The following is a 23,542-nucleotide window of genomic DNA, read 5'->3' on the forward strand; positions in this document are numbered from 1 at the left end:
CATTGCTGTAAGTGTTTAGTAATTCGGAGACAGAATCAGGTGTTTTTATTTGTTGTTTAAGGCTGCCATTTCAATAGGTTTTTTGCCGTTAATACCCTGATGCGGCCTTTCCCAGTTATAGTAAACGAGGTACTTGAGCAATTCATCCTCCAATTCTTCGAAGCTGTCAAAATCGGTGTCTTCGATCAGATCTTCTTTAAGTGTACGCCAAAAACGTTCTACCTTGCCGTTCGTCTGCGGGCGGTAAGGTTTCATATATCTTCTTTTGATACCAGTTTCCACCAACATTCGTTCAAAGGGATGGTTTTTCTTATTTAAGCTGGTAGAGGTGCCAAATTCAGGGCCGTTATCAGCGATGATCTCTTCGAACTGAATACCAAATTCGCGCTTAAGGGCTTGCATACAGCGCAGCGAAGTAAACATGGTGGTCAAGGCGGTAATATCTTCCATCACCTCTGCCCAGGCAAGACGGGAATGATCGTCCAACACACAAAGCAGGTACAGCTTCCTGTTTTGTCCCCTGATCACACTTTTACTCAGGTGATGACAGTCTATATGTCCTAACTGGCCCATGCGTTCCTTGATGATCTTTCGCTTTACTTCCTTATCTGTAACAGTTAAACGGTTCTTGTTGTGTCGCTTCAGGATGTTGTACACCCCTGAAGGCGATGGGGTAAAGTTATTAGCTTTTTGTTTAAACCGGTCTGCTATCTCGAACTTATTGCAGCCTCGCGAACGCAAATCGAGCACTTGCTGTTCATCCTGGGGATCAGGACGCCGTGTACTGTACTTAGGCCCACGTTTACCAGGTAATAAGTCGAGTTCATTACCGGATTGTTTAAACCGATTGTAATACTTCAGAAAACTTCTCCGGTCGGTATCATGAGCCAAATAAAAGTCTTTAGCGAACCTAAAACCCGGGTGTTCCCCACGCTTTACCTGCTCATATTCGCTGATTAAAAAACGATACTTACTGAGATAGTTTCGCTTTAAGGTGAGGTCAGTAGTGTTTATTCGCATAACAAAATTAGCTTAGTTATATAAAGCTAATTCTGTCTCCGAATTATCTAACCTTTACAATTGCGAGGAGCGGGGCTGTCTGTGTGTACGACGCGACGCGGCAATCCCGTAGCCGGGTATATCAGCCCTGTATAGTATGCAATTGCCAAGCTGCGCTCGCAATGACATGGGTGTATAATTCCGAAATAAACTTATCCTCTGCCTAACAGCTCGTCAAGCTTGTTGCGTTCGGTTTGGAGTTCACGGGCAAGTTTCTTTTCTTTTTCGTTGGCTTTAGCTTTGAAGGCTTTGTACTCTTCGTCAAGCTCTTCGTAAAGTTTGATGCGGTATTTAGCTTCGCGGCTATGGGCACCGGAACGGGCTATAACTATAACTGCAACAACGCCAAAAACAATAACCAGTCCCCACATTACCAGGTTGTAGGTTGCTTTGGTAAATGGAATACCGAGCAGGCTGATTTCGTCGCGTTTTGCATTTGATTCATTCAAGGCCTGCTCCTTACTGTTGGCCTCAGTTTTAAGGCTTTCAACATTTTTTCCCTGCTCGGCAAGTTGGGCTTTAGCTTCTTTAAGCTGGCGCCGTTCTGTATTAAGGGTATCCTTCATATTTTTCCACAAGGCGGAAACCAACGGCTGCTGATAGTGGTATAATTTGCTGAGCAGGTATTGATACTGGCCGTTAAGACTTTTATCTTTCTGCAGGGCCGAATCGGCGGCAGTTGCCCTTGGCTGCGCGTAAGCAGGCCTGGCAGGTACTGTTACCGCCGGATTTTTAAGCGCTGCCGGGCTCGATTTTACAATGGGCGGAATAGCATTAGGTTTTAAGGTAGCGACTTTCCTTTTGGCACTGTCCTGAGCAAAGGTTGCTGTAACACTGCCCGTTATTATCGCTATTAAAACCGTAATCGTAAGTAGTAAATGCTTGTTCATCAAGTGTAAAATTAGGTATATGCTATTAACAAAACAGGATATCTACGGTTTTTATTATATATACCCTGCTATTTTGAGGCTAAAATAAGCTTTCGTACGTAATTAACCTACTCATAGTTATATTAGCGGCATGAATATAGGTATCATCGGTTTGGGCGATATGGGTCGTCTGTATGCAAAGGCTTTCGCTAAAGCGGGTTATACCGTATCAGGCTGCGATCTGCCCGCCAATCGCCAAAAACTGGAAGAGGAGCTTACACCCTTTGGCATTTCTGTTATGGATAACGGCGGCGACGTTGCCCGCATTAACGATCTGATCATCTATTCTGTCGAGGCTGAAAGTATGGAGCGCGTAGTGGCCGAATTTGGCCCTTCAACCAAGTATGGCGCTATTGTGGCAGGGCAAACTTCAGTTAAATCTCCGGAGATAGCAACCTTTGAAAAGCACCTGCCTGCCGATGCCCAGATAGTTACTTTTCATGGTATGCACGGGCCGGGCTTTGAGCCTGCCGGGCAAACCCTCATCCTGATCCCGCACCGCTCAACGGACGATGCTTATCAGCGCATGTACGATCTGTTTACGGCCATAGGCAGTAATATAGTTGAAATTGCCGACTACCATGAGCATGACCGAATTGTTGCCGACACCCAGGCTGTAACCCACGTTGGGTTTGAAAGTATGGGTACGGCCTGGAAATCGGCCGGATTTTTCCCATGGGAGAATGCCTCCTATATAGGCGGTATCGATAATGTGAAGATCCTGACCACACTTCGGATTTTTAGCTATAAAGCCCACGTTTATGCCGGGCTGGCTATCCTTAACCCTTATGCCCGTCAGCAGGTGAAGCGCTATGCCGAATCAGAATCGGAGCTGTTTAAGCTGATGATCAAGGAAGAAGCAGATTCATTTAAGCAGCGCATTTATCGTGCGCGCGACTTTGTTTTCCACGAAAGCCGTAAGCCCATTATGCTTAATGATACCGTAATGAAGGAGTTTTCGCTTTCCCAGCATGCCGATCATCAAAAGCCTAATTCGCACCTGAGTATATTAAGTATGGTTGATGCCTGGTACCACCTTGGTGTTAACCCTTATGATAACCTAATTTGTCAAACTCCGCCTTTCCGCCTCAGGCTGGGTATTGCCGAATATTTGTTTAAGAACGAAGAACTGCTGGAAGAATCATTAGAAACAGCCCTGTATGATAAAACCATCCGTGGCGACGATCTGGAGTTTCACTCGGCTGTAAGGGAATGGTCGGCCATTATTGGGTATGGCGATATGGAGGGCTATAAGAAACACTTTAACGATACCCAGGCATTTTTTAGTCACCGGCTTGAAGAAGGCAAAGCGCAAAGTGCCGAGCTGATCCGCAGGCTGATGATGGAGTGATTTTGATTTGGGATTTCGGATGTTCGATTTCGGATTTAGGCTTGATTAAAGTGTTCAACTTTTTAAGGTGTGAACACTTGTTGTTTTTTGTGATTTGGTTGTTGTTGATAGTCAATTGTTTATAAAACGAGTAAAGTCATTTATTCGCTGCTTTGAACAGCTTGATATTGATAATCAAATGGTTGTGATTTTGGCTTGTAAAATGTTGAACACCTGTTTTTTCAAAAATTGAACACTGACAGGAGGGTGTCAGTAAATAGCCATTTGAGAAGTTAACTATAGGATTCGAGGAACTCATCTATCGTATCTTCACTATCCATATTCAGAATGGCGTTAGCTAACTTTACTTGCCCTTTAGATAATGCAATGGCTGTTAATGCTGTTGCGGCTAAGTCTAAATCCCAATATTGACTCATAGCAAGTTTTGCAAGATCGGCTAAGTTTTCAATTGTTTTATTATAGTTTGGCTTTAAAGCACTTGGTAAAGGAGGATTATTCTTGTGCCTTTGTATTTCAATTACCGAAATCAGTCCAAGTATATTATAGTCCACAATTTGTTTCTGTAACGATATCCGAACCAAATGAGGAACCGAATAATATGATGCCAAGCCAACATCTCCCTGATGGTGTAACTCGTTCCATAGTTCTTGGTAGATTTGGTTAACCGTTTGTTTATTGTCTGCGAGCTCAAGTTTCTTCAAAGCGATTGAAGCATCATATAATGTTCCTCTATAACCACCTTCTAAGGTCGACCACCTTGGGTCGTCAAGCTCCAATACCGGTTCATCTACTGATTTCTTAGGGAAGAAGTCGCCTAACTTTATTGTCATAGGTTGTTTGTTTCTCAAAGATATATTAACGGATGTAGTTTCTACCATCGGTATCGGTTATTGGTACTAACAATGGCCTTCATATGTATGAATTAGCAAGGTAGGTTAAGCTGAAAGCTTAACCTATTTTAGGACGAAGTTACGCTGTCGCTAAACTTCGACCAGTAGAAATACGGTAATCAGCTACAATTCAATTGGTAGTTTATCACGGATACCGAATAACCTCGGGGGCTTTAGCCCATGAAGCAACCTCGGCAGTTAAAATCGGAAACCGAGGAGTGGTTCCGCCTAATTCGCCGCAGGTTTTACTAAAAATGACCTGTTTTATTTTATGATGCCTGATCACATATGAACAAAGAATACAGGGCTCTACATTGGAATACAGAATTGCGCCTTCACAGCCACCATGATATTTTACCGCGTTTAGCACAGCCAATGTTTCCGCGTGGCGGGTGATATCTTTTAACATACGGCTCTGCTCAAAAGCTTCGCCGATGATAACACCATCTTTAACTATAACGCAGCCAACGGGGCTTTCGCCTTCGGCAGCAGCGTGTTGGGCCAATTGAAGGCAGCGTTGCATATATGGTTCATGATCTATCATAGTACATAAAATATATAATCAAAAATAAGGCCTGCTATAGCTAATTGCTATAACAGGCCTCTGTTTTTAAAAGTTTAATTTTTATTTACCAGTCTTTTTATCCAGGAACTGCCTTATGGTTGCGGCTATTTCGTTACCGTGGCTTTCCAAAGCAAAGTGGCCTGCATCATATAAATGATATTCAAGGTTTTTTACGTCTTTTTTAAAGGCCTCGGCACCGGCTACCGGGAAGATATAATCGTTTTTACCATACACGATCAGCATTTCGGGGTTTTGTGTGCGCAGATATTCCTGCCATTTAGGATATAAATCGACATTGGTGCGGTAATCATAAAAAAGATCAAGCTGAATTTGTCCGTTTTCGGGTCTTTCGAGGTGACGGAGATCTATTTCCCAGTTATCAGGACTGATCAGGCTTGTATCGGCTACGCCATGAGTATATTGCCATTTGAGGCCATTAGCATCATGAAAAGTTCTTAAAGTGGCTTCGGCAGTTTTGTCGTTATGATCTTTCCAGTAAGCTTTGATAGGGTCCCAGAATGTTTCCAGGCCTTCGTCATAAGCACAGCCATTTTGAACAATGAGGGTTTCCACATGTTCGGGATTGGCCGAAGCTATACGCCAGCCAACAGGTGCGCCATAATCCATCAGGTATAAGCTATATTTAGTGATCTGAAGCTGGCTTAAAAGCTCGGTCACAATTGCGGCATAGTTTTCAAATGTATAAGCAAATTCTGCAATTGGAGGCTGTTCACTTCTTCCGTAACCGGGATAATCAGGTGCGATCAGGTGATATTTGTCAGACAGGTCGCTGATGAGGTTCCGGTACATGTGCGATGAGCTTGGATAGCCATGCAGTAGCACTAAAACAGGTGCATCTTTTGGGCCTGCTTCGCGATAAAAAATGTTCACGCCATTGATATTAATGAAGTGATGTTGTGTTTGATTTTTCATGATGTTTAATTTTAAAGTAATTGTTTGAAAATTGATTTATTACCGAACGTTCGGTAAATTATAGTGATGTAAAAATGATTCTCTTTATTTAGCTGCTGCCAAGAGCGCTTACTGCCCAAGCGTATTTAAATTATGTTGTTAATAATTGTTGGATCTTTTCAAGGCTATTTTTAAAATAATTGTTATCGCCGGTAGCCCCGGTTAGCACAAGTGAACCCTGAATTGTTTGATTGATGAGCTTTGCATTTTGCTTTGCCCTATCAGGCGATATGCCCATATCAACGGCTACATCGGCAAATCCATCGGCAAGCAGGTTAAAGCAATTAGTAACCCCGGTTTTAAAGGCAGAGGCATCTGTACCTACAGAAAGTGTGCGAAGCAGGCAATTATTAGCGCCGCCGTTATACAACTCATCAACAGAGGCTATCATTTTTTTCAACCTTGCTGCTGCCGGTATGTTTTTATTTGCCGATTCTGCTACTATGTGCTGCAGTATCCATTGTTCCACAATTTCAAGGGCATGTTTTGCCATTTCCTTTTTGCCATTAGGGAACCGGTGATACAAACTGGCCTTTTTTAAACCGGTAGCTTTTGCCAGGGCCTCCATCGATGCGCCGTCGTAACCTAACTCGCTGAAGGTTTCAAATAGCTTCAGGTCTACATTTTCGGGGTTAACTTTTTGAGTGCGCATGTTTGTGGATTTATTTGTACCTGTATTCGTTTCTAATTATGATTCAAATATACCGAACGTTTGGTAAAATAAAAACATTTATTGAATTATCCCTGAATTATGCCACAGGATCGGTAAAAAATACCACTAACGCGATAGGCTCCTTCAAAAAAGGGCTCGTAATAGCTGCGACTATTGACAGCAATAAATTCCTCATCCAAATCTGCCCGCAATAGCTTATATTAGTTTAAGTTTTAATAACCAATTAATTATACCTCCCGGTTCCCTGTTTATCATTTAAAAAGCCGCAAATGAAAAAGGTATCGTTGTTATTCGTATTTCCTGTGATCCTGTTCGCTACGTATTTGTTTGCTTTTCAGGGTAAAAAGGCGGGAGGGCAGGGTAATTTGAGGGCTGCCTCTCCGGTAATGTGCGGATCAGGTATACCAGGCGACCTGGATACAGCGGGAAGCGGCAAATTTATACAACGCTTACCCGGCTGGGGGCATCACAGCTATGCTATAACTGCCCATAACGATAGTGCACGGTTTTATTTTAACCAGGGCTTAACCATGTACTACAGCTACCATATGAAGGAGGCATTTGCTTCATTCAAAGAAGCGTCGCGCTTTGATCCTTCGGCTGCTATGGCATGGTGGGGGCAGGCTTTAAGCCTTGGCCCTTATTATAACGCCGGTGGTCCTTATGTGGCACCTTCCGGTTTGCCCGCTGTTTTAAAACAAATGAATGCAGCGGTGGCAGATGCTCCCGAAAAGGAAAAGGCAATGGTGGCGGCGATGAACCTGCGCTATCCGCAGGGCGGCACCAACTCAAGTAACAACGAGGCTTATGCGCGAGGTATGAAAAAGCTTATGCAGCTCTATTCAACCGATGCCGATCTTAAAATGTTATACATTGATGCCGTGATGCTCATTCATCCCTGGGATTTTTGGGCCCCGGACGGCACCGATAAACCGTGGACTGCCGAACTGGTTGCGCTGTGTAAAAGTGTTTTGGATGCCAATCCTGACCACCCTGCGGCGCTGCATTATTATATCCACCTAACGGAGGCTTCACGTAATCCCGGCGCTGCACTGGCCAATGCGGGCGCATTAAAAAAACTGTTTCCCGGTATTGGGCATATGGTACATATGTCAAGCCATGTTTATCAGCGCACCGGTTTATATTTTCAGGGCGTGGATGCCAACGAAAAAGCGGCTAAATGCATTTTAACCTATGCGGGTATGTCAAAAAATTTAGGGCTTACCAAAATCAACTCGCACTTTTATGCTGTAGAAACGCTTTGCGCCTTTAATGGAGCCATGTACCAGCGGGGGATAGAAGCCGCGCAGCGTTGCCGCAATGCTGTAAAACCCTCGGCGGGGGATACTTATTCGCAATACCTGTATATGATGCCCGTGCTTACCATGGTGCGGCTTGGCAAATGGCACGAACTGCTTAAAGATAGCATCGGCCCCAATCCCGAATGGGCTTATGCACGGGTACTGCACCATTTTGCCCGGGGATTGGCTTTTTTGTATACAGGCGGGCAGGACTCGGCTGTTGCCCAGCTTGCTTTGCTGCGTTCAAGGCTTGATGATGCCCCTTTAAAACAGCGGCATATTCCGTTTAATACCGCATTGGAGGGTGCAACCGTAGCCGAAAATATATTGAATGGAGCTATTTTGTTAAACCGTAATAAATTTGACGATGGTATGGCTGCTTTTAAAAAGGCAGTGGAGGTTGAGGACAATATGATTTACGCCGAACCAACCGAATGGCCTATCCCGGCGCGGCAGTTCATGGGCGCTTACCTGCTTAAAACAGACTATAACCCACAGGCCGAAACCGTTTACCGCGAAGACCTGGAACGTAACCCCGGCAACGGCTGGTCAATGCTGGGAATGTATCAAAGTTTAAAAGCTCAAAACCATACCGAAAAGCTTCCATATTACAAGGCGGGCTTCACGCGTTCGTTTTCACATGCCGATGAAGTGCCCACAAGTTCGGTGGTTACTAATTGAAAATGCTGCCGCAGACGGGCCGCTGTTTCGCATCTTAATATCAGTAACATAAAATAATTGGTGCAGGATAAGCCGCCGGTAAACAGAAAGGGGGAGAGTCAGTGTCCTTCAGTAACAGGTAAAGTTTTAATTACCTCCAGTTTTGCTTTTCCCATCCATGCCGCTACTTCCGAAAACGAGCTCCAGTATGAGCCCAGGATCTGCCCTGTACCGGCAAGTACAAACAAATCTACCACGGCGGCCTGGATACCGGCAACCGTTTGGCGGCTCAGGTCTTTAGGCGGGCTTATGATCTTATCGCCAAAGGTTAGTTTAAGCTCAAGCTCAACGTTAACATCGTCTGTTGCAAGGAAAAAGCGGGTGGTTTCATCGGCTGCAAGGAGCTCCCTCATTCGTTCGGTAAACAGTTCCAGCGGGCTGTTAGTAATTGCTATCGCGTTATCTGTGCGTCTTACCTGTACGCCAACGGCCATTGGGCCAAGCACATTTAACAGCTCCTTAATTTTGAGGCCGAGCGTAGTAATCGGTTTAAAAAGCCCGAACTCTTCAGTACTATCGGTAAAACGCTGGCAGGTTTTTATGTAGATGCGTTTATGACAGCGCACCGTTTCATAAACATCTATAAGCTGGTAATCCTCGTCGGTGATACAAATATCAACTCCTGCAATCAGGTTTTTAAGTTTGGCCTTAAACCGGGCTTTACTATCGGGCTGATTGGTACGCGTTATAAAATCAAACGTCCGCTTTTTAGGGATGATGGTAAAATCGGCAATTGGCTCAAGGAGCAGGTGATAGGGGCAATTAAGCTCGTGTGTTTCGTTCCAAACCACGCACAGTTCAGTGTTAAGCTTACGTTTAAGCCAGATGCCGTTGGCAATAACCCGTAGCCTGTTGGCCAATCCGCCCTGTGGTTCTAAATAGATCATACCCTTTTATCGGGTATAAGTATAGGGAATAATTAGTGCAGGAGAAAGGACTAAATTAAGTATATGTGGATGATTACTAAATGAAAGAAAGTAAAATACACCATATATGATGCTAATTGCGTGCCACAGACCGTAAAATCAGGGAATTTGCCTGTACCCCGGTTGCCGGTTTAAAACCAGCTCATTTTCTGCACTTTTGGGGCTCGGGCATGTTACGGGCCTTCGTTATCATCGCAGGCAATGATCTGAACAATTATTGCCCTGATTTCTGTTAAACTTTTTAAAAATTTCTTCAGCATGTCATCAGTTTTACGCCGCTAATCAGGCAGTGGTCGGTATGATGCCGCAAAACAGCTCCAAAAAGTCAAAAAATCAAACCGGCTAATGCTTAGCCAAATACCTTTCAAACATATGTTAAAACCCGGACGCAAAAATTATAAAAAAATAACTTACTAACTATTTGATAATTAATACAAAGTTTCTATCTTTGCCGTCCCTTTCGGGGGAGAAATATGCCTTGAACGAAGCCCTACTGCTTCGATGGGCACAAAAACAATTAAAAAAATGTCAGGAATTATTGGTAAAAAAGTAGGAATGACCAGCATTTTCGACGAGACAGGGAAGAACATTCCTTGTACGGTAATCGAAGCTGGCCCTTGCGTAGTAACACAAGTTAGGTCTGTGGAAACAGACGGATACGCTGCTGTTCAGTTAGCGTATGGCGACAAAAAGGAAAAAAACACTTCTGCCCCTTTAAAAGGACACTTCCAGAAAGCCAACACCGCTCCAAAGCGTAAATTGGTTGAATTCAAAACTTTCGAAGATCAAAAATCATTAGGCGACACCGTTACTGTCGAGATTTTTGCTGCGGGAGATTTTGTTGATGTGGTAGGTACCTCAAAAGGTAAGGGTTTTCAGGGTGTGGTAAAACGTCACGGTTTTGGCGGTGTGGGTATGCAAACTCACGGTCAGCACAACCGTTTACGTGCGCCAGGTTCTTTGGGTGCGTCATCATGGCCATCACGTGTATTTAAAGGTATGCGCATGGCAGGTCAAACCGGAAACGCCCGTGTTAAAGTACAAAACCTTGAAGTAGTTAAGGTTTTCGCGGAGCAGAATCTGTTAGTAGTTAAAGGTTCCATCCCCGGAGCTAAGGGTTCATTCGTAATAGTGGATAAATAAGATGGAAGTTAACGTATTAAACGTATCAGGTAAAGAAACAGGTGCCAAGGTGCAGCTTCCTGAGTCGGTTTTCGGTATTGAGCCAAATGATCACGCTATCTATCTTGATGTTAAGCAATTTCTTGCTAATCAGCGTCAGGGTACACACAAATCAAAACAGCGTAATGAAATTGCAGGTTCAACCCGCAAATTATACAAACAAAAAGGTACAGGCGGTGCCCGTGCCGGTGGTATCAAATCACCATTGTTTAATGGTGGTGGCCGTGTATTCGGTCCGCAACCGCGCGATTATAGCTTTAAATTAAACAAAAAGCTTAAATCACTGGCCCGTAAATCAGCTTTATCATACAAAGCAAAAGATAACAATATTTTAGTGTTAGAGGATTTTAGCTTTGATAGCATCAAAACTAAAAACTACATTAAACTGGAGGCCGATCTGAATGTTACTAATGAAAAAACATTATTAGTAGTAGCAGCTGCCGAAAATAACAATGTGTATTTATCAAGCAGGAACCTGAAAAAAAGCAAAGTAATTTCAGTTGAGCAGCTTAACACATATGATGTGTTAAACGCAGGCAAGCTGTTGCTTACTACAGGTGCTGTTAAAACTTTGGAGGAAGCATTAGCTAAGTAATTATGGAAATTTTAAAACAACCCCTACTTACTGAAAAAGTTACTCAGTTAACTGAAAAGCTTAACCGTTATGCTTTCAAAGTTGATCACAGGGCTAACAAAATTCAGATCAAAAATGCCATTGAGGCAATGTATGGTGTAAATATCACTGCGGTGAACACCATGAAATACGTCGGTAAACTAAAAACCCGCAATACTAAGGCTGGTGCCGTTCAAGGCCGCTCAGCTACTTACAAGAAAGCGATCGTTACGTTGAAGGACGGAGAAGTAATTGATTTTTACAGCAATATATAATTATAGAGATGGCAGTAAAGAGATTTAAACCGGTTACCCCGGGTACCCGCTTCAGAGTTGATGTATCTAACTCAGATATCACAACAAACGTACCTGAAAAGTCGTTGGTTGTAGCAGCCAACACAAGATCGGGCGGTCGTAACAATAGCGGTAAAATGACTATGCGCTACTTAGGTGGTGGTCATAAACAAGCATACAGGTTGATTGATTTCAAACGTAATAAATTTGACATCCCGGCAAAAGTTGCAACTATCGAGTATGATCCTAACCGTTCTGCACGTATAGCCCTGCTACACTTTGCAGATGGTGAAAAAAGGTACATGATTGCTCCGGAAGGCTTAACCGTTGGTACAATAGTAACAGCAGGTGAAACAGCAGCTCCGGAAGTTGGTAACACTTTACCATTAAAGAACATTCCACTTGGTTCAATCATCCATAACATTGAGTTAAACCCTGGTCAGGGTGGTGTAATTGCCCGCAGCGCAGGTACTTACGCTCAATTATCAGCACGTGATGGTAAATATGCCATCATCAAATTGCCTTCAGGCGAAACACGTATGATCTTGTCAACTTGTTTGGCAACTATCGGTACCGTTTCAAATGGCGAAAGAGCAAACGCGGTGTTAGGTAAAGCAGGTCGTAACCGTTGGTTAGGCCGCAGGCCAAGGGTACGTGGTGTAGCTATGAACCCGGTAGATCACCCTATGGGTGGTGGTGAAGGCCGTGCCTCAGGTGGTCACCCACGTTCACGTAAAGGTTTATTGGCTAAAGGCTATAAAACCCGTGACAAGAAGAAAACATCGGATCGTTACATCATTGAAAGAAGGAAGAAATAATGGCTCGTTCAATAAAAAAAGGACCTTACATCGATCATAACTTAGACAAAAAAGTTATGGTGCTGAATGATGCAAATAAAAAATCAGTTGTAAAAACATGGTCACGTCGTTCCATGATCTCTCCTGATTTCGTTGGTCATACATTCGCTGTACACAACGGTAACAAGTTTATCCCTGTGTACGTAACAGAAAACATGGTTGGTCACAAGCTGGGAGAGTTTGCACCAACCCGTACATTCCGCGGACACGCAGAAAAGAAAAAATAACAGGCAATGGAAGCAACAACAAAAATTAAAAAGTCTGTACTGATCAGGCAACAAAAAGAAGCTGCGAAAGCTCTTGTAGGCGGCGCTTCTGTTGCTAAGTTACAAGACTGTCCAACTTCACCACGCAAAATGCGTTTGGTGGTTGACTTGATCCGCGGTGAAAACGTTGAGAAAGCGTTATACATATTGAAATTTACTAACAAAGAAGCTGCTATTCGTGTAGAGAAACTTTTGTTATCAGCCATCAAAAACTGGGAAGCAAAAAACGAAGGCAAACGTGTTGAAGACAGCAACCTTTTTGTTAAGGAAGTATCTGTAGGCGGTGGCCGTCAGTTAAAAAGATTACGCCCTGCTCCGCAAGGAAGAGGATACCGTATCCGTAAACGCTCAAACCACGTAACACTTGTTGTGGATAGTAAAAACGATAACAATTAATTTGAAATGGGACAGAAAGCACATCCAATAGGTAACAGGTTAGGAATCATCAGAGGTTGGGATTCTAACTGGTTCGGTGGTAACAACTACTCCGACAAATTAGTTGAAGACGAAAAGATCCGCAAATACCTTTCAGCTCGTATTGCTAAAGGTGGTGTATCAAAAGTAGTTATTGAGCGTACTTTAAAACGCATTACCGTAACTATCCACACTGCCCGTCCGGGTATTGTGATCGGTAAAGGCGGTCAGGAAGTTGATAAGATCAAAGAAGAGTTGAAAAAACTTACTAAAAAGGAAGTTCAGATCAACATTTTTGAGATCAAACGCCCTGAGCTTGATGCACAATTAGTAGCAGAAGGCATTGCAAAACAATTAGAAGCACGTATCTCTTTCCGTCGTGCCATGAAAACCACAATCGCAGCAACCATGCGTATGGGTGCCGAAGGTATCAAGGTAATGACTTCAGGCCGTTTAGGCGGCGCTGAGATGGCACGTAGCGAGCAATATAAAGAAGGCAGGATTCCTTTGCACACTTTCCGTGCTGACATTGACTACGCATTAGCAGAAGCATTAACTACCTATGGTAAAATAGGTGTTAAAGTTTGGATCTGCAAAGGCGAAGTTTATGGCAAACGCGATCTTTCTCCAAACATTGGCGGTACCAGCAGCGCAAGCGGCAAAGGTGGCAGGCCAGAAGGCGGTGCACCAGGCTTTGGTGGCCGTGGTAATGAAAGAGGCGGCGAGCGCGGCGGTGAGCGTCGTGGCGACAGGAAACCAGGTGGCGATCGTCGTGGCGGTGGTAACCGTCCAGGCGGACAAGGTGGAAACCGTCCGGGTGGACAAGGTGGAAACCGTCCAGGTGGCCCGGGTAAGAGATAATTAAAGCAGATTTGAGATGTTAGATTTGAGATATGAGAAAACATATCTCACAGACATCTGAAACTGTAAAGTAAAAAAGATAATAACAAGATAAGAGGTTTTGATTAGAGATGCGGATGAGCAGTCTCAAATCTCAAATCTCAAATCTCAATACTTAAAAAAATGCTACAGCCAAAAAGAACGAAGTTCAGAAAGATGCAAAAAGGCAGGATGAAAGGTTTAGCCACCCGTGGTGCTGAACTTTCATTCGGATCTTTTGGTGTTAAATCACTCGAAGCGGCATGGATCACCAGCCGTCAGATCGAGGCTGCACGTATCGCTGTAACACGTTTTATGAAACGTGAAGGACAGGTTTGGATCAGGATATTCCCTGACAAACCTGTAACCAAGAAACCTGCAGAGGTACGTATGGGTAAAGGTAAAGGTGCTCCTGAATACTGGGTTGCGGTAGTACGCCCCGGAAGGATCATTTTTGAAGCCGAAGGCGTGCCTTTGGAAGTTGCTAAAGAGGCTTTACGCCTTGCAGCACAGAAATTACCAGTGCAAACTAAATTTATTGTACGTAGGGATTACGTAGAAGCATAAATTGAGGAGTTAGTTGAAGAGTTGTAAAGTTTTAATGTTGTGAAGTTAGATGCCGAATTTCACCATTCAAATAAAAACAATACAACGTTTAAACTTACCAACAGACAACAAATAACAAAGAAAAATGAAGAACTCAGAAATTTTGGGCCTATCAACTGAAGAGATTGTTGCTAAGATCAGCGAGGAAAGGGCTACCCTAACCAAATTGAAATTTGCTCATGCAGTTTCAGCTATTGAGAACCCGTCCCGTATAACCAAAGTACGCAAAGGAATTGCTCAGTTAAATACTGAATTAACAAAACGTAAAGCGGCGGCCGCTTCTGAAAAGAATTAATTTTTTAAACATTAATAAAATGGAAAGAAATTTAAGAAAAACACGTACCGGCCTTGTAGTAAGCAATAAGATGGAAAAATCTATTGTTGTGGCCGTTGAGCGTAAGGTGAAACACCCTATCTATGGTAAATTCGTAAAGAAAACTACCAAATTCAAGGCTCATGATGAAAACAATACTTGTGGCGTAGGCGATACAGTATTGATCATGGAAACCCGCCCGCTGAGCAAAACCAAAAACTGGCGATTAGTTGAAATTTTAGAAAGGGCTAAATAAGATGGTACAACAGGAATCAAGATTAACAGTAGCCGACAATAGCGGCGCTAAAGAAGTTTTAGTGATCCGTGTATTGGGTGGTACCGGTAAAAGGTATGCATCAATCGGCGATAAAATTGTGGTTACCGTAAAAAGCGCTTTACCATCAGGTAACGTGAAAAAAGGTACCGTATCAAAAGCCGTAGTTGTGCGCACTAAAAAAGAGATCCGCAGAAAAGACGGTTCATATATCCGTTTCGACGATAACGCAGCTGTGTTGTTAAACAACCAGGACGAGCCAAGAGGTACACGTATCTTTGGCCCTGTTGCAAGGGAACTGCGCGAGAAACAATTTATGAAAATTGTATCATTAGCACCGGAGGTATTGTAACATGGAAAAGAAAGTAAAATTAAAGATCCGTAAAGGCGACCTGGTTAAAGTTATCGCCGGCGATTCAAAAGGATCACAAGGCAAAATCGTTGAGGTTTTGGTAGATAAGAACAGGGCTATTGTTGAAGGTGCCAATATGGTATCAAAACATACCAAACCTAATGCTGCTAACCCTAACGGCGGAATTGTTAAACAAGAAGCTGCTATACATATTTCAAACCTAATGCTGGTTGATCCTAAATCAGGAAATCCAACCCGTGTTGGCCGTCAAAAAAATGACGCCGGCAAATTAGTAAGGGTAGCAAAAAAATCAGGGGAGGAAATTAAGTAATGACTTACGTACCAAGATTAAAATCAAAATACAAGGAAGAGATCCGCACCGCACTGAAAGATAAATTTCAGTACAAAAGCGTAATGCAGGTTCCTAAATTGCAGAAAATTGCCATTAACCAGGGTGTAGGTGGTGCAACTACCGACAAGAAATTGATCGAAAACACCATCACTGAGTTAACTACCATCACTGGTCAGCAAGCAGTATCTTCAAAATCTAAAAAAGATATCTCAAACTTTAAATTGCGTAAAAATATGCCGGTTGGCGTACGTGTTACCCTGCGTGACAACACAATGTATGAGTTTTTGGATCGTTTAATTGCTGTTGCCCTGCCACGTATCCGTGATTTCAAAGGCATCAACGATAAAGGTTTTGACGGAAGAGGCAACTATACATTAGGTATTACTGAGCAAATTATCTTCCCTGAGATAAATATTGACAAAATCAATAAAATCCAAGGTATGGATATTACCTTTGTAACCTCCGCAACAAACGATGTTGAAGCATTGGAGTTGTTGAAACAATTTGGTTTACCATTTAAAAATCAAAATAGCAATGGCTAAAGAAGGTGTAAAAGCACGTGAAGTAAAGCGCGCAAAATTAGTAGCTAAATTCGCTGAAAAAAGAGCTGCTTTGAAAGAAGCAGGTGATTACGCTGCTTTAGATAAATTACCAAAAGCATCATCACCGGTAAAATTGCACAACCGTTGCAAATTAACCGGCCGCCCTCGTGGTTATATGCGTCAGTTTGGCATTTCACGTGTTACATTCCGTGAAATGGCTCTTGAAGGCAAGATCCCGGGAGTGAAAAAAGCAAGCTGGTAAAAAATTTAGAGATTAGAGGTTGGAGGTTAGTGATTAGGTTCGCTAACCTCCAACCTCTAATCTCTAATCTCATAAATTTAACCGATGGAAGGTCGCCCCGGATGTTACGGGAAGGAAACCACCGTCATAACACAATAAAATGAATACAGATCCAATCGCAGATTATCTTACAAGAGTAAGGAATGCTATTAAAGCCAACCACCGGGTTGTTGAAATTCCTGCATCAAATCTGAAGAAGGAAATCACTAAGGTGCTTTTCGACAAAGGTTACATTGCAAATTATAAGTTTGAGGATAATGGTCCTCAGGGCACTATCAAAGTTGCTTTGAAATACCACCCGATAACTAAAATTTCTGCTATCCGCAGCATTTCGCGCATCAGCAAACCAGGTTTGAGGAAATACGCAGGTATGGAAAACATGCCACGTGTATTAAATGGTTTAGGTATCGCCATCCTGTCAACTTCTAAAGGCGTTATGTCTGATAAAGAAGCTCGTCAGCAAAATGTTGGTGGTGAGGTTTTATGCTACGTTTATTAACAGAAGAAATTTAAGCAATGTCAAGAGTAGGAAAAGCACCGATAGCACTGCCACAAGGAGTAACCGTTACAGTTTCAGCAGATAATGTTGTTACAGTAAAAGGTCCTAAAGGCCAGTTGCAACAGGCAATTGATAGCGATATCACTATTGCACAGGAAGACGGTCAGTTACTGGTTCAACGCCCGTCTGATCAAAAACGTCACAAAGCATTACACGGTTTATACCGCGCGCTTTTAAATAACATGGTAATTGGTGTAACTGAAGGTTACAAAGTGACCCAGGAATTAGTGGGTGTAGGTTACCGTGCTACCAATACAGGTAATACATTAGATTTAGTGTTGGGTTTCTCTCACCACTACGTATTTGAATTGCCACAAGAAATTAAAGTTACAACCACTGCTGATAAGGGTAAAAACCCTACCATCATCCTTGAGTCAATTGACAAACAGTTAATTGGTCAGGTTGCAGCCAAAATCCGTTCATTACGTGCTCCAGAGCCTTACAAAGGTAAAGGTATCAAGTTCCAGGGTGAGATTTTGAGAAGAAAAGCAGGTAAATCAGCATCTAAAAAATAATCGTCATGGGAGCTAAACTATCAAGAAGAGACAGGATTAAAAAAGGCATCAGGAAACGCCTTTCAGGGTCATCAGAGCGTCCCCGCCTGTCAGTATTTAGAAGTAATAAAGGTATTTATGCGCAGATCATTGACGATGTTACCGGCAAAACTTTAGTTTCAGCATCATCTTTATCAAAAGATTTTGCGGCTGAAGGTACAAAATCAGATCAATCAGTAGCTGTAGGCAAACTGGTAGCTTCAAAAGCTATCGCTGCAGGTATTAAAGATGTGGTTTTCGACAGGAACGGTTACTTGTACCATGGCCGTGTTAAGTCACTGGCTGAAGGTGCACGTGAAGGTGGTTTAAACTTTTAATCGAACAGAGAAATGTCAACAATCAACATAAAAAGAGTAAAAACAAGCGAGATCGAATTAAAAGACCGCTTGGTAAGCATACAGCGTGTTGCCAAAGTAACCAAAGGCGGCCGTACTTTCAGCTTCTCTGCTATCGTAGTAGTAGGTGATGAAAACGGTGTTGTAGGTTACGGCTTAGGTAAAGCTAAAGAGGTAACTGAAGCTATTGCTAAAGGCATTGATGATGCTAAAAAGAACCTGGTAAAAGTTCCAATCATTAACGGAACTGTACCTCATGAGCAAATTGGTAAATTTAGCGGTGGTTTTGTTTTTATTAAACCAGCTGCTAACGGTACCGGTGTAATTGCTGGTGGTGCTATGCGTGCCGTATTAGAGTCGGCAGGTGTACACAACGTATTGGCAAAATCAAAAGGTTCATCAAACCCGCACAACGTGGTAAAAGCAACCGTATCGGCATTAGCCCAGTTACGTGATGCAAATACAGTAGCACAACAGCGCGGTATTAGTTTAGGTAAAGTATTTAACGGATAATCAGTCATGGCTAAGATCAAAATAACACAGATTAAGAGCGTGATCGACAGAACGGAACGCCAGAAAAAAACAATCCAGGCTTTAGGATTGCGTAAAATTAACCACAGTGTGGAAGTTGAGGCTACACCTGCTATAGTTGGGATGGTTAGGAAAGTGAACCACCTGGTAGCGGTTGAAAATATTTAATATCATGAATTTAAGTAATTTAAAACCTGCAGAAGGTTCAACCAAAAATAGAAAAAGAATTGGCCGTGGTACAGGTTCTGGCCGTGGCGGTACGTCAACCCGTGGCCACAAAGGCGCCGGTTCACGTTCAGGTACCAGCACCAAGGTAGGCTTTGAAGGCGGTCAGATGCCTTTACAGCGCCGTGTGCCTAAGGTAGGCTTTAAAAACCCTAACCGTGTTGAGTACACAGGTGTAAACCTTGACGTACTTCAGGAATTAGTAACAAAATTTTCGCTTACTGCTGTTGATTTTGATACTTTGAAAGAGCACGGTTTGGTATCACGTAACGACCTGGTTAAGATCCTGGGCCGTGGTGAGCTTACTGCCAAATTAGAAGTTAAAGCACATGCATTTACTGCTACAGCTCAAAAAGCTATTGAAGCTGCAGGTGGTACCATAGTTAAGTTATAATTTCGATGAAGAAATTTTTCACCACATTATCCAATATCTGGAAAATCGAAGATCTGAGAGTGCGTATTATTAACACACTCTTATTTCTTTTAATATATCGTGTAGGCTCATATGTTGTTTTACCCGGCGTTAACGCTGCGATAGCATCAACCCAAAAGGCAGAAGGATTAGTAGGATTGCTGAATATGTTTGCAGGAGGTTCGTTTTCACGTTCCTCTATTTTCGCATTAGGTGTTATGCCTTACATTTCGGCTTCAATTGTGGTGCAACTGCTGGGTATTGCCGTTCCGTATTTCACTAAATTGCAAAAAGAAGGTGAAAGCGGGCGCAACAAGCTTAACCAATGGACCCGCTACCTAACAATTGGTATTACCTTTTTACAAGCTATAGGTTACCTTAAATCGCAGGTTGCTGCTGATGCAAGGACTATTGCCGACCCTTTCACCTTCCTCTTCCTTAACACTTTCGTGTTAACGGCAGGTACATTATTTGTAATGTGGTTAGGTGAAAAGATCACTGATAAAGGTATCGGTAATGGTATATCACTCATCATCATGGTGGGTATCATAGCCCAGTTACCAATGGCGTTTACTACCGAGTTTATTTCGCGTAATGGCGGTGCCGGTGGTTTGATCGCTTTCATTGTTGAGATCGTTGGTCTTATTGGTGTAGTAATGTTTACTATACTGATAGTACAGGGAACACGTAAAATTTCGGTGCAGTACGCAAAACGTATTGTGGGTAATAAACAATATGGCGGTGTGCGCCAGTATATACCTTTAAAGGTAAATGCTGCCGGTGTAATGCCAATCATATTTGCGCAGGCATTGATGTTTATCCCACAAACTGTATCGCAGTTTTTCCCTAATGTATCATCAAACGGTATATTAATAGCTTTAGCTAACTATAACTCATGGGAGCATAACCTGTTATTCGGTATCCTGATCATCCTGTTTACTTACTTCTACACAGCTATTACGGTTAACCCTAACCAAATGGCTGATGATATGAAGAAGAACGGCGGTTTTATCCCGGGTATCAAACCAGGCCGTACTACTGCTGAGTTTATTGATGGCGTAATTTCAAAGATAACTTTACCAGGATCAGTATTCCTGGCTATTATAGCAATCATCCCGGCACTTGCCAGTTTGGTTGGTGTATCTCCGGTATTTGCAAGGTTCTTTGGCGGTACTTCGCTGATCATCCTGGTGGGTGTTGTGCTGGATACATTACAGCAAATAGAAAGTCATTTGTTGATGCGCCATTATGATGGTTTAATGAAAACCGGACGAATTAAGGGACGTACAGCTATGCCTGCCGCTGCCGGTACCAGTCCGACAGCGATTTAATTAGTAATGTCAAAAATCAATTATAAGTCTGTCGAAGAGATAGAACTCATAAGAGAAAGTTCTTTACTTGTTTCTAAAACACTCGGAGAGATAGCTAAGGTTATTGCTCCGGGTGTTAAAACAATTGAACTGGATAAACTTGCCGAGACCTTTATACGGGATAACGGCGGTGTTCCTGCCTTTTTAAACTATCACGGATTTCCTTACTCACTGTGTATCTCCCTGAATGATCAGGTTGTACACGGCTTTCCCGGATCACATGTTTTAACCGAAGGTGACCTGGTATCTGTTGACTGCGGTGTTATTTTAAATAAATACTACGGCGATTCGGCTTATACCTTTGCCATTGGCGAAGTAAGCGACCAGGTTAAAAAGCTGATGCGTGTTACGCAAGAATGCTTGAAGCTGGGTGTTGAGAAAGCGGTTGTAGGAATGCGTATAGGCGATATAGGCTACGCAGTACAGGAGCATGCCGAAAAGAACGGCTTTGGTGTAGTAAAGGAGCTGGTAGGCCACGGTGTAGGTTTAAAACTGCATGAAAAGCCTGAGGTGCCTAACTATGGCAAACGCGGTGCTGGTATCAAGCTGGAAGAAGGAATGGTTATAGCTATCGAACCGATGATCAATGCCGGCCGTGCCGGTGTTAAGTTTTGGGATGATGGCTGGACGGTTTCAACATCTGACAAGAAGCCTTCGGCACATTATGAACATACTGTAGCTGTACGCAAAGGCACACCAGACATTTTATCGACGTTTGATTACGTAGAAAATGTTTTAAAAGAAAAAAATAATAATTAAATAATTTTTTATTAATTTTGCATCCCGGTTTTAGGGCGGATAATTAAGTAATAATCAACAAAATATGGCTAAACAATCTTCGATTGAGCAAGACGGTACAATTAGAGAGGCATTGTCAAATGCAATGTTCAGGGTTGAACTTGAAAATGGTCATGAGATTATAGCGCACATATCGGGCAAAATGCGTATGCACTACATCAAGATTCTTCCTGGCGACAGGGTAAAATTGGAAATGAGTCCGTACGACTTAACAAAGGGTAGAATAACCTATAGATATAAATAAAAAGATGAAAGTTAGAGCATCCATCAAAAAGCGCAGCGCTGATTGCAAAATCATCCGCCGTAACGGGAAACTTTACGTTATTAACAAAAAGAACCCGAAGTTTAAACAACGCCAGGGCTAAGAAAAATTAATTTTGAATTAGTGAATTAGTGAGTTGCTGAATTTATCAAAAGCAATAACTCACCCAATCACTAAATCACTAAATCACTAAATAAACAATATGGCAAGGATATCAGGTATTGATTTACCAAAGAATAAAAGAGGAGAAATCGGACTTACTTACATTTTCGGTATTGGCCGCTCAACAGCTCAAAGAATTTTGACTGAGGCTGGTATTGATTTTAATATCAAAGTACAAGACTGGACCGATGAGCAATTATCTTCTATACGCGGAATTATTAACGACCAGATTAAGGTTGAAGGTGCATTGCGTTCAGAAGTGCAACTTAACATTAAACGTTTGATGGATATTGGTTGTTACCGTGGTACACGTCACCGTAAAGGTTTACCATTACGTGGTCAGCGTACTAAAAACAACTCACGTACCCGTAAAGGTAAACGTAAAACAGTTGCTAACAAGAAAAAAGCTACTAAATAGTGATTGGTGGTTAGAGGTTGGAGATTGGTTTATTGCCGCTTGATAACCTTTAATTAGTCAGGAATACCTCATTAAGTAATTTTTACGGGTCCGGGTTATTGAAGTAACCCAGTAATTCGTAAGTAACAACAAAAAAAATGGCTAAAGCTAAAAAAGTAACCAAGAAACGCATTGTGATTGTTGAGCCAGTTGGCGAAGCGCATATCAATGCTACTTTCAACAACATCATCATCACCCTTACCAACAAAACAGGCCAGGCTATTTCTTGGTCATCTGCTGGTAAAATGGGCTTCAAAGGTTCAAAAAAGAATACTCCTTACGCTGCCGGTCAGGCTGCTGCCGATTGCGGTAAAGTTGCTTATGACTTAGGTTTACGTAAAGTTGAAGTATTTGTAAAAGGCCCTGGTGCCGGTCGTGAGTCAGCTATCCGTACTTTGCAAACTGCAGGTATCGAAGTAACTACGATTAAAGATATTACACCGCTTCCACACAATGGTTGCCGTCCTTCAAAAAGAAGAAGAGTTTAATTAACATATTTTTTAAAGCTAAGATTCTGCAGCTGCAGGCTGCATGATACTTTAAGAACACACAAAAATGGCCAGATATACAGGACCAAAGTCCAAAATTGCCCGTCGTTTCCGTGAGCCGATCTTCGGTCCGGACAAAGCGTTAGATCGTAAAAACTATCCACCGGGTCAGCACGGTGCGTCAAAACGTCGTGGAAAGCAATCAGAGTATTCAACTCAGTTGCAAGAAAAACAAAAAGTTAAATACACTTATGGTGTATTAGAGCGTCAGTTCGAAAACTTATTTCACCGCGCTTCTGCTAAAGAAGGTATCACAGGCGAAAACCTGTTGAAATTTCTGGAAGCTCGTTTAGATAACGCTGTTTTCCGTTTAGGTATTGCTCCTACACGTTCGGCAGCACGCCAATTGGTTAACCACAAACACATCACTGTTAACGGTGCTGTTGTAAACATCGCTTCATATGCATTGAAAGCTGGTGATGTGGTTGCAGTACGTGAAAAATCTAAATCATTAGAAGCTATCACTACTTCAGTAGCCGGAAGAAGAATCAACAAATACAGCTGGTTAGAGTGGGATGCAAATGCCTTAACAGGTAAATTCCTTAACTATCCTAACCGCGATGAGATCCCTGAAAACATCAAGGAAAACCTGATCGTCGAGTTGTACTCTAAATAAGATATGAGATATCAGATGTGAGATTTGAGAGTTTTTTCAAATCTCATTTCTGGTTTTCGTATATATGCAAATGACAAACAAAA

Annotated in this window: 36 protein-coding genes; 29 read left to right on the top strand and 7 right to left on the bottom strand. The window is 42.5% G+C overall.

Going from position 1 to position 23,542, the window contains the following annotated elements; genetic code table 11:
• Positions 1-45: 45 nt before the first annotated feature.
• Positions 46-1,020 (bottom strand): integrase core domain-containing protein, encoded by a 975-nt coding sequence (locus MTO98_RS04300; RefSeq protein ID WP_243484318.1) that lies wholly within the window; start codon positions 1,018-1,020, stop codon positions 46-48.
• A 191-nt stretch (positions 1,021-1,211) separates the two neighbouring features.
• Positions 1,212-1,949, bottom strand: coding sequence for a hypothetical protein (locus MTO98_RS04305; protein WP_243485398.1), 738 nt, complete (start codon positions 1,947-1,949; stop codon positions 1,212-1,214).
• A 130-nt stretch (positions 1,950-2,079) separates the two neighbouring features.
• Here MTO98_RS04305 and MTO98_RS04310 point away from each other — a divergent pair, with 130 nt between their 5' ends.
• Entirely contained in the window at positions 2,080-3,339 is a 1,260-nt protein-coding gene (locus MTO98_RS04310; protein ID WP_243485399.1) for a prephenate dehydrogenase, read from the top strand.
• 272 nt (positions 3,340-3,611) lie between these two features.
• On the opposite strand, the gene MTO98_RS04315 is transcribed toward MTO98_RS04310, so the two are convergent.
• The 4 genes from MTO98_RS04315 to MTO98_RS04330 all read right to left on the bottom strand — a co-directional run bounded on the left by MTO98_RS04315 (position 3,612) and on the right by MTO98_RS04330 (position 6,418).
• Positions 3,612-4,217, bottom strand: a complete 606-nt coding sequence (locus tag MTO98_RS04315) for a hypothetical protein (RefSeq protein ID WP_243485400.1) — start codon at positions 4,215-4,217, stop codon at positions 3,612-3,614.
• Positions 4,218-4,374: 157 nt separating this feature from the next.
• Positions 4,375-4,773, bottom strand: a complete 399-nt coding sequence (locus MTO98_RS04320) for a nucleoside deaminase (protein WP_243485401.1) — start codon at positions 4,771-4,773, stop codon at positions 4,375-4,377.
• Between the two features lie 81 nt (positions 4,774-4,854).
• Entirely contained in the window at positions 4,855-5,727 is an 873-nt protein-coding gene (locus tag MTO98_RS04325; RefSeq protein WP_243485402.1) for an alpha/beta fold hydrolase, read from the bottom strand.
• A 130-nt stretch (positions 5,728-5,857) separates the two neighbouring features.
• Positions 5,858-6,418 (bottom strand): TetR/AcrR family transcriptional regulator, encoded by a 561-nt coding sequence (locus MTO98_RS04330; RefSeq protein WP_243485403.1) that lies wholly within the window; start codon positions 6,416-6,418, stop codon positions 5,858-5,860.
• Positions 6,419-6,708: 290 nt separating this feature from the next.
• On the opposite strand from MTO98_RS04330, the gene MTO98_RS04335 reads away from it, so the two are divergent.
• The gene (locus MTO98_RS04335) at positions 6,709-8,421 is read left to right on the top strand and encodes a hypothetical protein (protein WP_243485404.1); all 1,713 of its coding nucleotides are present in this window, start codon (positions 6,709-6,711) and stop codon (positions 8,419-8,421) included.
• Between the two features lie 98 nt (positions 8,422-8,519).
• Here MTO98_RS04335 and MTO98_RS04340 read toward each other — a convergent pair whose 3' ends face one another.
• A complete protein-coding gene (locus MTO98_RS04340) occupies positions 8,520-9,347 on the bottom strand; it encodes a hypothetical protein (protein ID WP_243485405.1) in 828 nt (275 codons plus the stop codon).
• Between the two features lie 564 nt (positions 9,348-9,911).
• Between MTO98_RS04340 and rplC the strand changes: the two genes are divergently transcribed.
• The 27 genes from rplC (at position 9,912) to rpsD (ending at position 23,459) form a co-directional block, all read left to right on the top strand.
• Complete coding sequence (rplC, locus tag MTO98_RS04345) at positions 9,912-10,529, top strand: 50S ribosomal protein L3 (protein WP_243485406.1); 618 nt, start codon at positions 9,912-9,914, stop codon at positions 10,527-10,529.
• A 1-nt stretch (position 10,530) separates the two neighbouring features.
• The gene (rplD, locus tag MTO98_RS04350; RefSeq protein ID WP_121233539.1) at positions 10,531-11,163 is read left to right on the top strand and encodes a 50S ribosomal protein L4; all 633 of its coding nucleotides are present in this window, start codon (positions 10,531-10,533) and stop codon (positions 11,161-11,163) included.
• 2 nt (positions 11,164-11,165) lie between these two features.
• Entirely contained in the window at positions 11,166-11,456 is a 291-nt protein-coding gene (gene rplW / locus MTO98_RS04355) for a 50S ribosomal protein L23 (protein ID WP_091215952.1), read from the top strand.
• Positions 11,457-11,464: 8 nt separating this feature from the next.
• Positions 11,465-12,292: a 50S ribosomal protein L2 gene (gene rplB / locus MTO98_RS04360; protein WP_243485407.1), complete on the top strand. Its 828-nt coding sequence runs from the start codon at positions 11,465-11,467 to the stop codon at positions 12,290-12,292.
• Positions 12,292-12,558, top strand: coding sequence for a 30S ribosomal protein S19 (gene rpsS / locus MTO98_RS04365; RefSeq protein WP_022832979.1), 267 nt, complete (start codon positions 12,292-12,294; stop codon positions 12,556-12,558). The genes rplB and rpsS overlap by 1 nt, the downstream gene beginning before the upstream one ends.
• Positions 12,559-12,564: 6 nt before the next feature.
• Positions 12,565-12,993, top strand: a complete 429-nt coding sequence (gene rplV / locus MTO98_RS04370; RefSeq protein WP_090529276.1) for a 50S ribosomal protein L22 — start codon at positions 12,565-12,567, stop codon at positions 12,991-12,993.
• Positions 12,994-12,999: 6 nt separating this feature from the next.
• Positions 13,000-13,872 carry a 30S ribosomal protein S3 gene (rpsC, locus tag MTO98_RS04375; RefSeq protein WP_090529273.1) on the top strand — a complete coding sequence of 291 codons (873 nt, stop codon included), beginning with the start codon at positions 13,000-13,002 and terminating at the stop codon, positions 13,870-13,872.
• Positions 13,873-14,034: 162 nt separating this feature from the next.
• A complete protein-coding gene (gene rplP, locus MTO98_RS04380; protein WP_090529269.1) occupies positions 14,035-14,457 on the top strand; it encodes a 50S ribosomal protein L16 in 423 nt (140 codons plus the stop codon).
• A gap of 124 nt (positions 14,458-14,581) precedes the next feature.
• A complete protein-coding gene (rpmC, locus tag MTO98_RS04385; protein ID WP_090529266.1) occupies positions 14,582-14,791 on the top strand; it encodes a 50S ribosomal protein L29 in 210 nt (69 codons plus the stop codon).
• 19 nt (positions 14,792-14,810) lie between these two features.
• Positions 14,811-15,065, top strand: a complete 255-nt coding sequence (rpsQ, locus tag MTO98_RS04390; protein ID WP_090529263.1) for a 30S ribosomal protein S17 — start codon at positions 14,811-14,813, stop codon at positions 15,063-15,065.
• 1 nt (position 15,066) lies between these two features.
• A complete protein-coding gene (rplN, locus tag MTO98_RS04395; protein WP_090529260.1) occupies positions 15,067-15,435 on the top strand; it encodes a 50S ribosomal protein L14 in 369 nt (122 codons plus the stop codon).
• Position 15,436: 1 nt separating this feature from the next.
• Positions 15,437-15,766 (top strand): 50S ribosomal protein L24, encoded by a 330-nt coding sequence (gene rplX, locus MTO98_RS04400; RefSeq protein ID WP_121233543.1) that lies wholly within the window; start codon positions 15,437-15,439, stop codon positions 15,764-15,766.
• The gene (gene rplE, locus MTO98_RS04405; RefSeq protein ID WP_112574510.1) at positions 15,766-16,329 is read left to right on the top strand and encodes a 50S ribosomal protein L5; all 564 of its coding nucleotides are present in this window, start codon (positions 15,766-15,768) and stop codon (positions 16,327-16,329) included. The genes rplX and rplE overlap by 1 nt, the downstream gene beginning before the upstream one ends.
• On the top strand, positions 16,322-16,591 hold the full coding sequence (rpsN, locus tag MTO98_RS04410; RefSeq protein WP_091215973.1) for a 30S ribosomal protein S14: 270 nt from the start codon (positions 16,322-16,324) through the stop codon (positions 16,589-16,591). The genes rplE and rpsN overlap by 8 nt, the downstream gene beginning before the upstream one ends.
• Before the next feature lie 139 nt (positions 16,592-16,730).
• Positions 16,731-17,129 (top strand): 30S ribosomal protein S8, encoded by a 399-nt coding sequence (gene rpsH, locus MTO98_RS04415; protein WP_090529247.1) that lies wholly within the window; start codon positions 16,731-16,733, stop codon positions 17,127-17,129.
• Positions 17,130-17,146: 17 nt separating this feature from the next.
• Complete coding sequence (rplF, locus tag MTO98_RS04420) at positions 17,147-17,704, top strand: 50S ribosomal protein L6 (protein ID WP_112653529.1); 558 nt, start codon at positions 17,147-17,149, stop codon at positions 17,702-17,704.
• Between the two features lie 5 nt (positions 17,705-17,709).
• On the top strand, positions 17,710-18,060 hold the full coding sequence (rplR, locus tag MTO98_RS04425) for a 50S ribosomal protein L18 (RefSeq protein WP_091215983.1): 351 nt from the start codon (positions 17,710-17,712) through the stop codon (positions 18,058-18,060).
• A 12-nt stretch (positions 18,061-18,072) separates the two neighbouring features.
• The gene (rpsE, locus tag MTO98_RS04430) at positions 18,073-18,591 is read left to right on the top strand and encodes a 30S ribosomal protein S5 (RefSeq protein ID WP_090529238.1); all 519 of its coding nucleotides are present in this window, start codon (positions 18,073-18,075) and stop codon (positions 18,589-18,591) included.
• A 6-nt stretch (positions 18,592-18,597) separates the two neighbouring features.
• The gene (rpmD, locus tag MTO98_RS04435) at positions 18,598-18,777 is read left to right on the top strand and encodes a 50S ribosomal protein L30 (protein ID WP_110585874.1); all 180 of its coding nucleotides are present in this window, start codon (positions 18,598-18,600) and stop codon (positions 18,775-18,777) included.
• A gap of 4 nt (positions 18,778-18,781) precedes the next feature.
• On the top strand, positions 18,782-19,228 hold the full coding sequence (gene rplO, locus MTO98_RS04440; RefSeq protein WP_090529235.1) for a 50S ribosomal protein L15: 447 nt from the start codon (positions 18,782-18,784) through the stop codon (positions 19,226-19,228).
• Between the two features lie 5 nt (positions 19,229-19,233).
• Positions 19,234-20,577 carry a preprotein translocase subunit SecY gene (gene secY, locus MTO98_RS04445; protein ID WP_243485408.1) on the top strand — a complete coding sequence of 448 codons (1,344 nt, stop codon included), beginning with the start codon at positions 19,234-19,236 and terminating at the stop codon, positions 20,575-20,577.
• A gap of 6 nt (positions 20,578-20,583) precedes the next feature.
• Complete coding sequence (gene map / locus MTO98_RS04450) at positions 20,584-21,375, top strand: type I methionyl aminopeptidase (RefSeq protein WP_243485409.1); 792 nt, start codon at positions 20,584-20,586, stop codon at positions 21,373-21,375.
• A gap of 64 nt (positions 21,376-21,439) precedes the next feature.
• A complete protein-coding gene (infA, locus tag MTO98_RS04455; RefSeq protein WP_022833270.1) occupies positions 21,440-21,658 on the top strand; it encodes a translation initiation factor IF-1 in 219 nt (72 codons plus the stop codon).
• Between the two features lie 4 nt (positions 21,659-21,662).
• Entirely contained in the window at positions 21,663-21,779 is a 117-nt protein-coding gene (ykgO, locus tag MTO98_RS04460) for a type B 50S ribosomal protein L36 (RefSeq protein ID WP_022833269.1), read from the top strand.
• Between the two features lie 99 nt (positions 21,780-21,878).
• A complete protein-coding gene (rpsM, locus tag MTO98_RS04465) occupies positions 21,879-22,256 on the top strand; it encodes a 30S ribosomal protein S13 (protein ID WP_090529226.1) in 378 nt (125 codons plus the stop codon).
• A gap of 137 nt (positions 22,257-22,393) precedes the next feature.
• Positions 22,394-22,783 (top strand): 30S ribosomal protein S11, encoded by a 390-nt coding sequence (rpsK, locus tag MTO98_RS04470; protein WP_112574505.1) that lies wholly within the window; start codon positions 22,394-22,396, stop codon positions 22,781-22,783.
• 67 nt (positions 22,784-22,850) lie between these two features.
• On the top strand, positions 22,851-23,459 hold the full coding sequence (rpsD, locus tag MTO98_RS04475; RefSeq protein WP_110585879.1) for a 30S ribosomal protein S4: 609 nt from the start codon (positions 22,851-22,853) through the stop codon (positions 23,457-23,459).
• The last annotated feature ends 83 nt before the right edge of the window (positions 23,460-23,542 follow it).

Source organism: Mucilaginibacter sp. SMC90 (assembly GCF_022811725.1).
Lineage (GTDB): Bacteria > Bacteroidota > Bacteroidia > Sphingobacteriales > Sphingobacteriaceae > Mucilaginibacter.

Coding starts and splice junctions, on each gene's coding strand:
- rpsS (WP_022832979.1), top strand. CDS start 12,292: ATGGCTCGTTCAATAAAAAAAGGACCTTACATCGATCATAACTTAGAC.
- MTO98_RS04305 (WP_243485398.1), bottom strand. CDS start 1,949: ATGAACAAGCATTTACTACTTACGATTACGGTTTTAATAGCGATAATA.
- rpsH (WP_090529247.1), top strand. CDS start 16,731: ATGAATACAGATCCAATCGCAGATTATCTTACAAGAGTAAGGAATGCT.
- MTO98_RS04335 (WP_243485404.1), top strand. CDS start 6,709: ATGAAAAAGGTATCGTTGTTATTCGTATTTCCTGTGATCCTGTTCGCT.
- rplO (WP_090529235.1), top strand. CDS start 18,782: ATGAATTTAAGTAATTTAAAACCTGCAGAAGGTTCAACCAAAAATAGA.
- MTO98_RS04300 (WP_243484318.1), bottom strand. CDS start 1,020: ATGCGAATAAACACTACTGACCTCACCTTAAAGCGAAACTATCTCAGT.
- MTO98_RS04320 (WP_243485401.1), bottom strand. CDS start 4,773: ATGATAGATCATGAACCATATATGCAACGCTGCCTTCAATTGGCCCAA.
- rpsN (WP_091215973.1), top strand. CDS start 16,322: ATGGCTAAAGAAGGTGTAAAAGCACGTGAAGTAAAGCGCGCAAAATTA.
- rplF (WP_112653529.1), top strand. CDS start 17,147: ATGTCAAGAGTAGGAAAAGCACCGATAGCACTGCCACAAGGAGTAACC.
- rplR (WP_091215983.1), top strand. CDS start 17,710: ATGGGAGCTAAACTATCAAGAAGAGACAGGATTAAAAAAGGCATCAGG.
- MTO98_RS04340 (WP_243485405.1), bottom strand. CDS start 9,347: ATGATCTATTTAGAACCACAGGGCGGATTGGCCAACAGGCTACGGGTT.
- rpsC (WP_090529273.1), top strand. CDS start 13,000: ATGGGACAGAAAGCACATCCAATAGGTAACAGGTTAGGAATCATCAGA.
- rpsE (WP_090529238.1), top strand. CDS start 18,073: ATGTCAACAATCAACATAAAAAGAGTAAAAACAAGCGAGATCGAATTA.
- secY (WP_243485408.1), top strand. CDS start 19,234: ATGAAGAAATTTTTCACCACATTATCCAATATCTGGAAAATCGAAGAT.
- MTO98_RS04330 (WP_243485403.1), bottom strand. CDS start 6,418: ATGCGCACTCAAAAAGTTAACCCCGAAAATGTAGACCTGAAGCTATTT.
- rplD (WP_121233539.1), top strand. CDS start 10,531: ATGGAAGTTAACGTATTAAACGTATCAGGTAAAGAAACAGGTGCCAAG.
- MTO98_RS04325 (WP_243485402.1), bottom strand. CDS start 5,727: ATGAAAAATCAAACACAACATCACTTCATTAATATCAATGGCGTGAAC.
- MTO98_RS04315 (WP_243485400.1), bottom strand. CDS start 4,217: ATGGTAGAAACTACATCCGTTAATATATCTTTGAGAAACAAACAACCT.
- rpsM (WP_090529226.1), top strand. CDS start 21,879: ATGGCAAGGATATCAGGTATTGATTTACCAAAGAATAAAAGAGGAGAA.
- MTO98_RS04310 (WP_243485399.1), top strand. CDS start 2,080: ATGAATATAGGTATCATCGGTTTGGGCGATATGGGTCGTCTGTATGCA.
- rplB (WP_243485407.1), top strand. CDS start 11,465: ATGGCAGTAAAGAGATTTAAACCGGTTACCCCGGGTACCCGCTTCAGA.
- rplV (WP_090529276.1), top strand. CDS start 12,565: ATGGAAGCAACAACAAAAATTAAAAAGTCTGTACTGATCAGGCAACAA.
- rpsD (WP_110585879.1), top strand. CDS start 22,851: ATGGCCAGATATACAGGACCAAAGTCCAAAATTGCCCGTCGTTTCCGT.
- rplE (WP_112574510.1), top strand. CDS start 15,766: ATGACTTACGTACCAAGATTAAAATCAAAATACAAGGAAGAGATCCGC.
- rplC (WP_243485406.1), top strand. CDS start 9,912: ATGTCAGGAATTATTGGTAAAAAAGTAGGAATGACCAGCATTTTCGAC.
- rpmD (WP_110585874.1), top strand. CDS start 18,598: ATGGCTAAGATCAAAATAACACAGATTAAGAGCGTGATCGACAGAACG.
- rplW (WP_091215952.1), top strand. CDS start 11,166: ATGGAAATTTTAAAACAACCCCTACTTACTGAAAAAGTTACTCAGTTA.
- rpsK (WP_112574505.1), top strand. CDS start 22,394: ATGGCTAAAGCTAAAAAAGTAACCAAGAAACGCATTGTGATTGTTGAG.
- rpmC (WP_090529266.1), top strand. CDS start 14,582: ATGAAGAACTCAGAAATTTTGGGCCTATCAACTGAAGAGATTGTTGCT.
- rplP (WP_090529269.1), top strand. CDS start 14,035: ATGCTACAGCCAAAAAGAACGAAGTTCAGAAAGATGCAAAAAGGCAGG.
- map (WP_243485409.1), top strand. CDS start 20,584: ATGTCAAAAATCAATTATAAGTCTGTCGAAGAGATAGAACTCATAAGA.
- rpsQ (WP_090529263.1), top strand. CDS start 14,811: ATGGAAAGAAATTTAAGAAAAACACGTACCGGCCTTGTAGTAAGCAAT.
- ykgO (WP_022833269.1), top strand. CDS start 21,663: ATGAAAGTTAGAGCATCCATCAAAAAGCGCAGCGCTGATTGCAAAATC.
- rplN (WP_090529260.1), top strand. CDS start 15,067: ATGGTACAACAGGAATCAAGATTAACAGTAGCCGACAATAGCGGCGCT.
- rplX (WP_121233543.1), top strand. CDS start 15,437: ATGGAAAAGAAAGTAAAATTAAAGATCCGTAAAGGCGACCTGGTTAAA.
- infA (WP_022833270.1), top strand. CDS start 21,440: ATGGCTAAACAATCTTCGATTGAGCAAGACGGTACAATTAGAGAGGCA.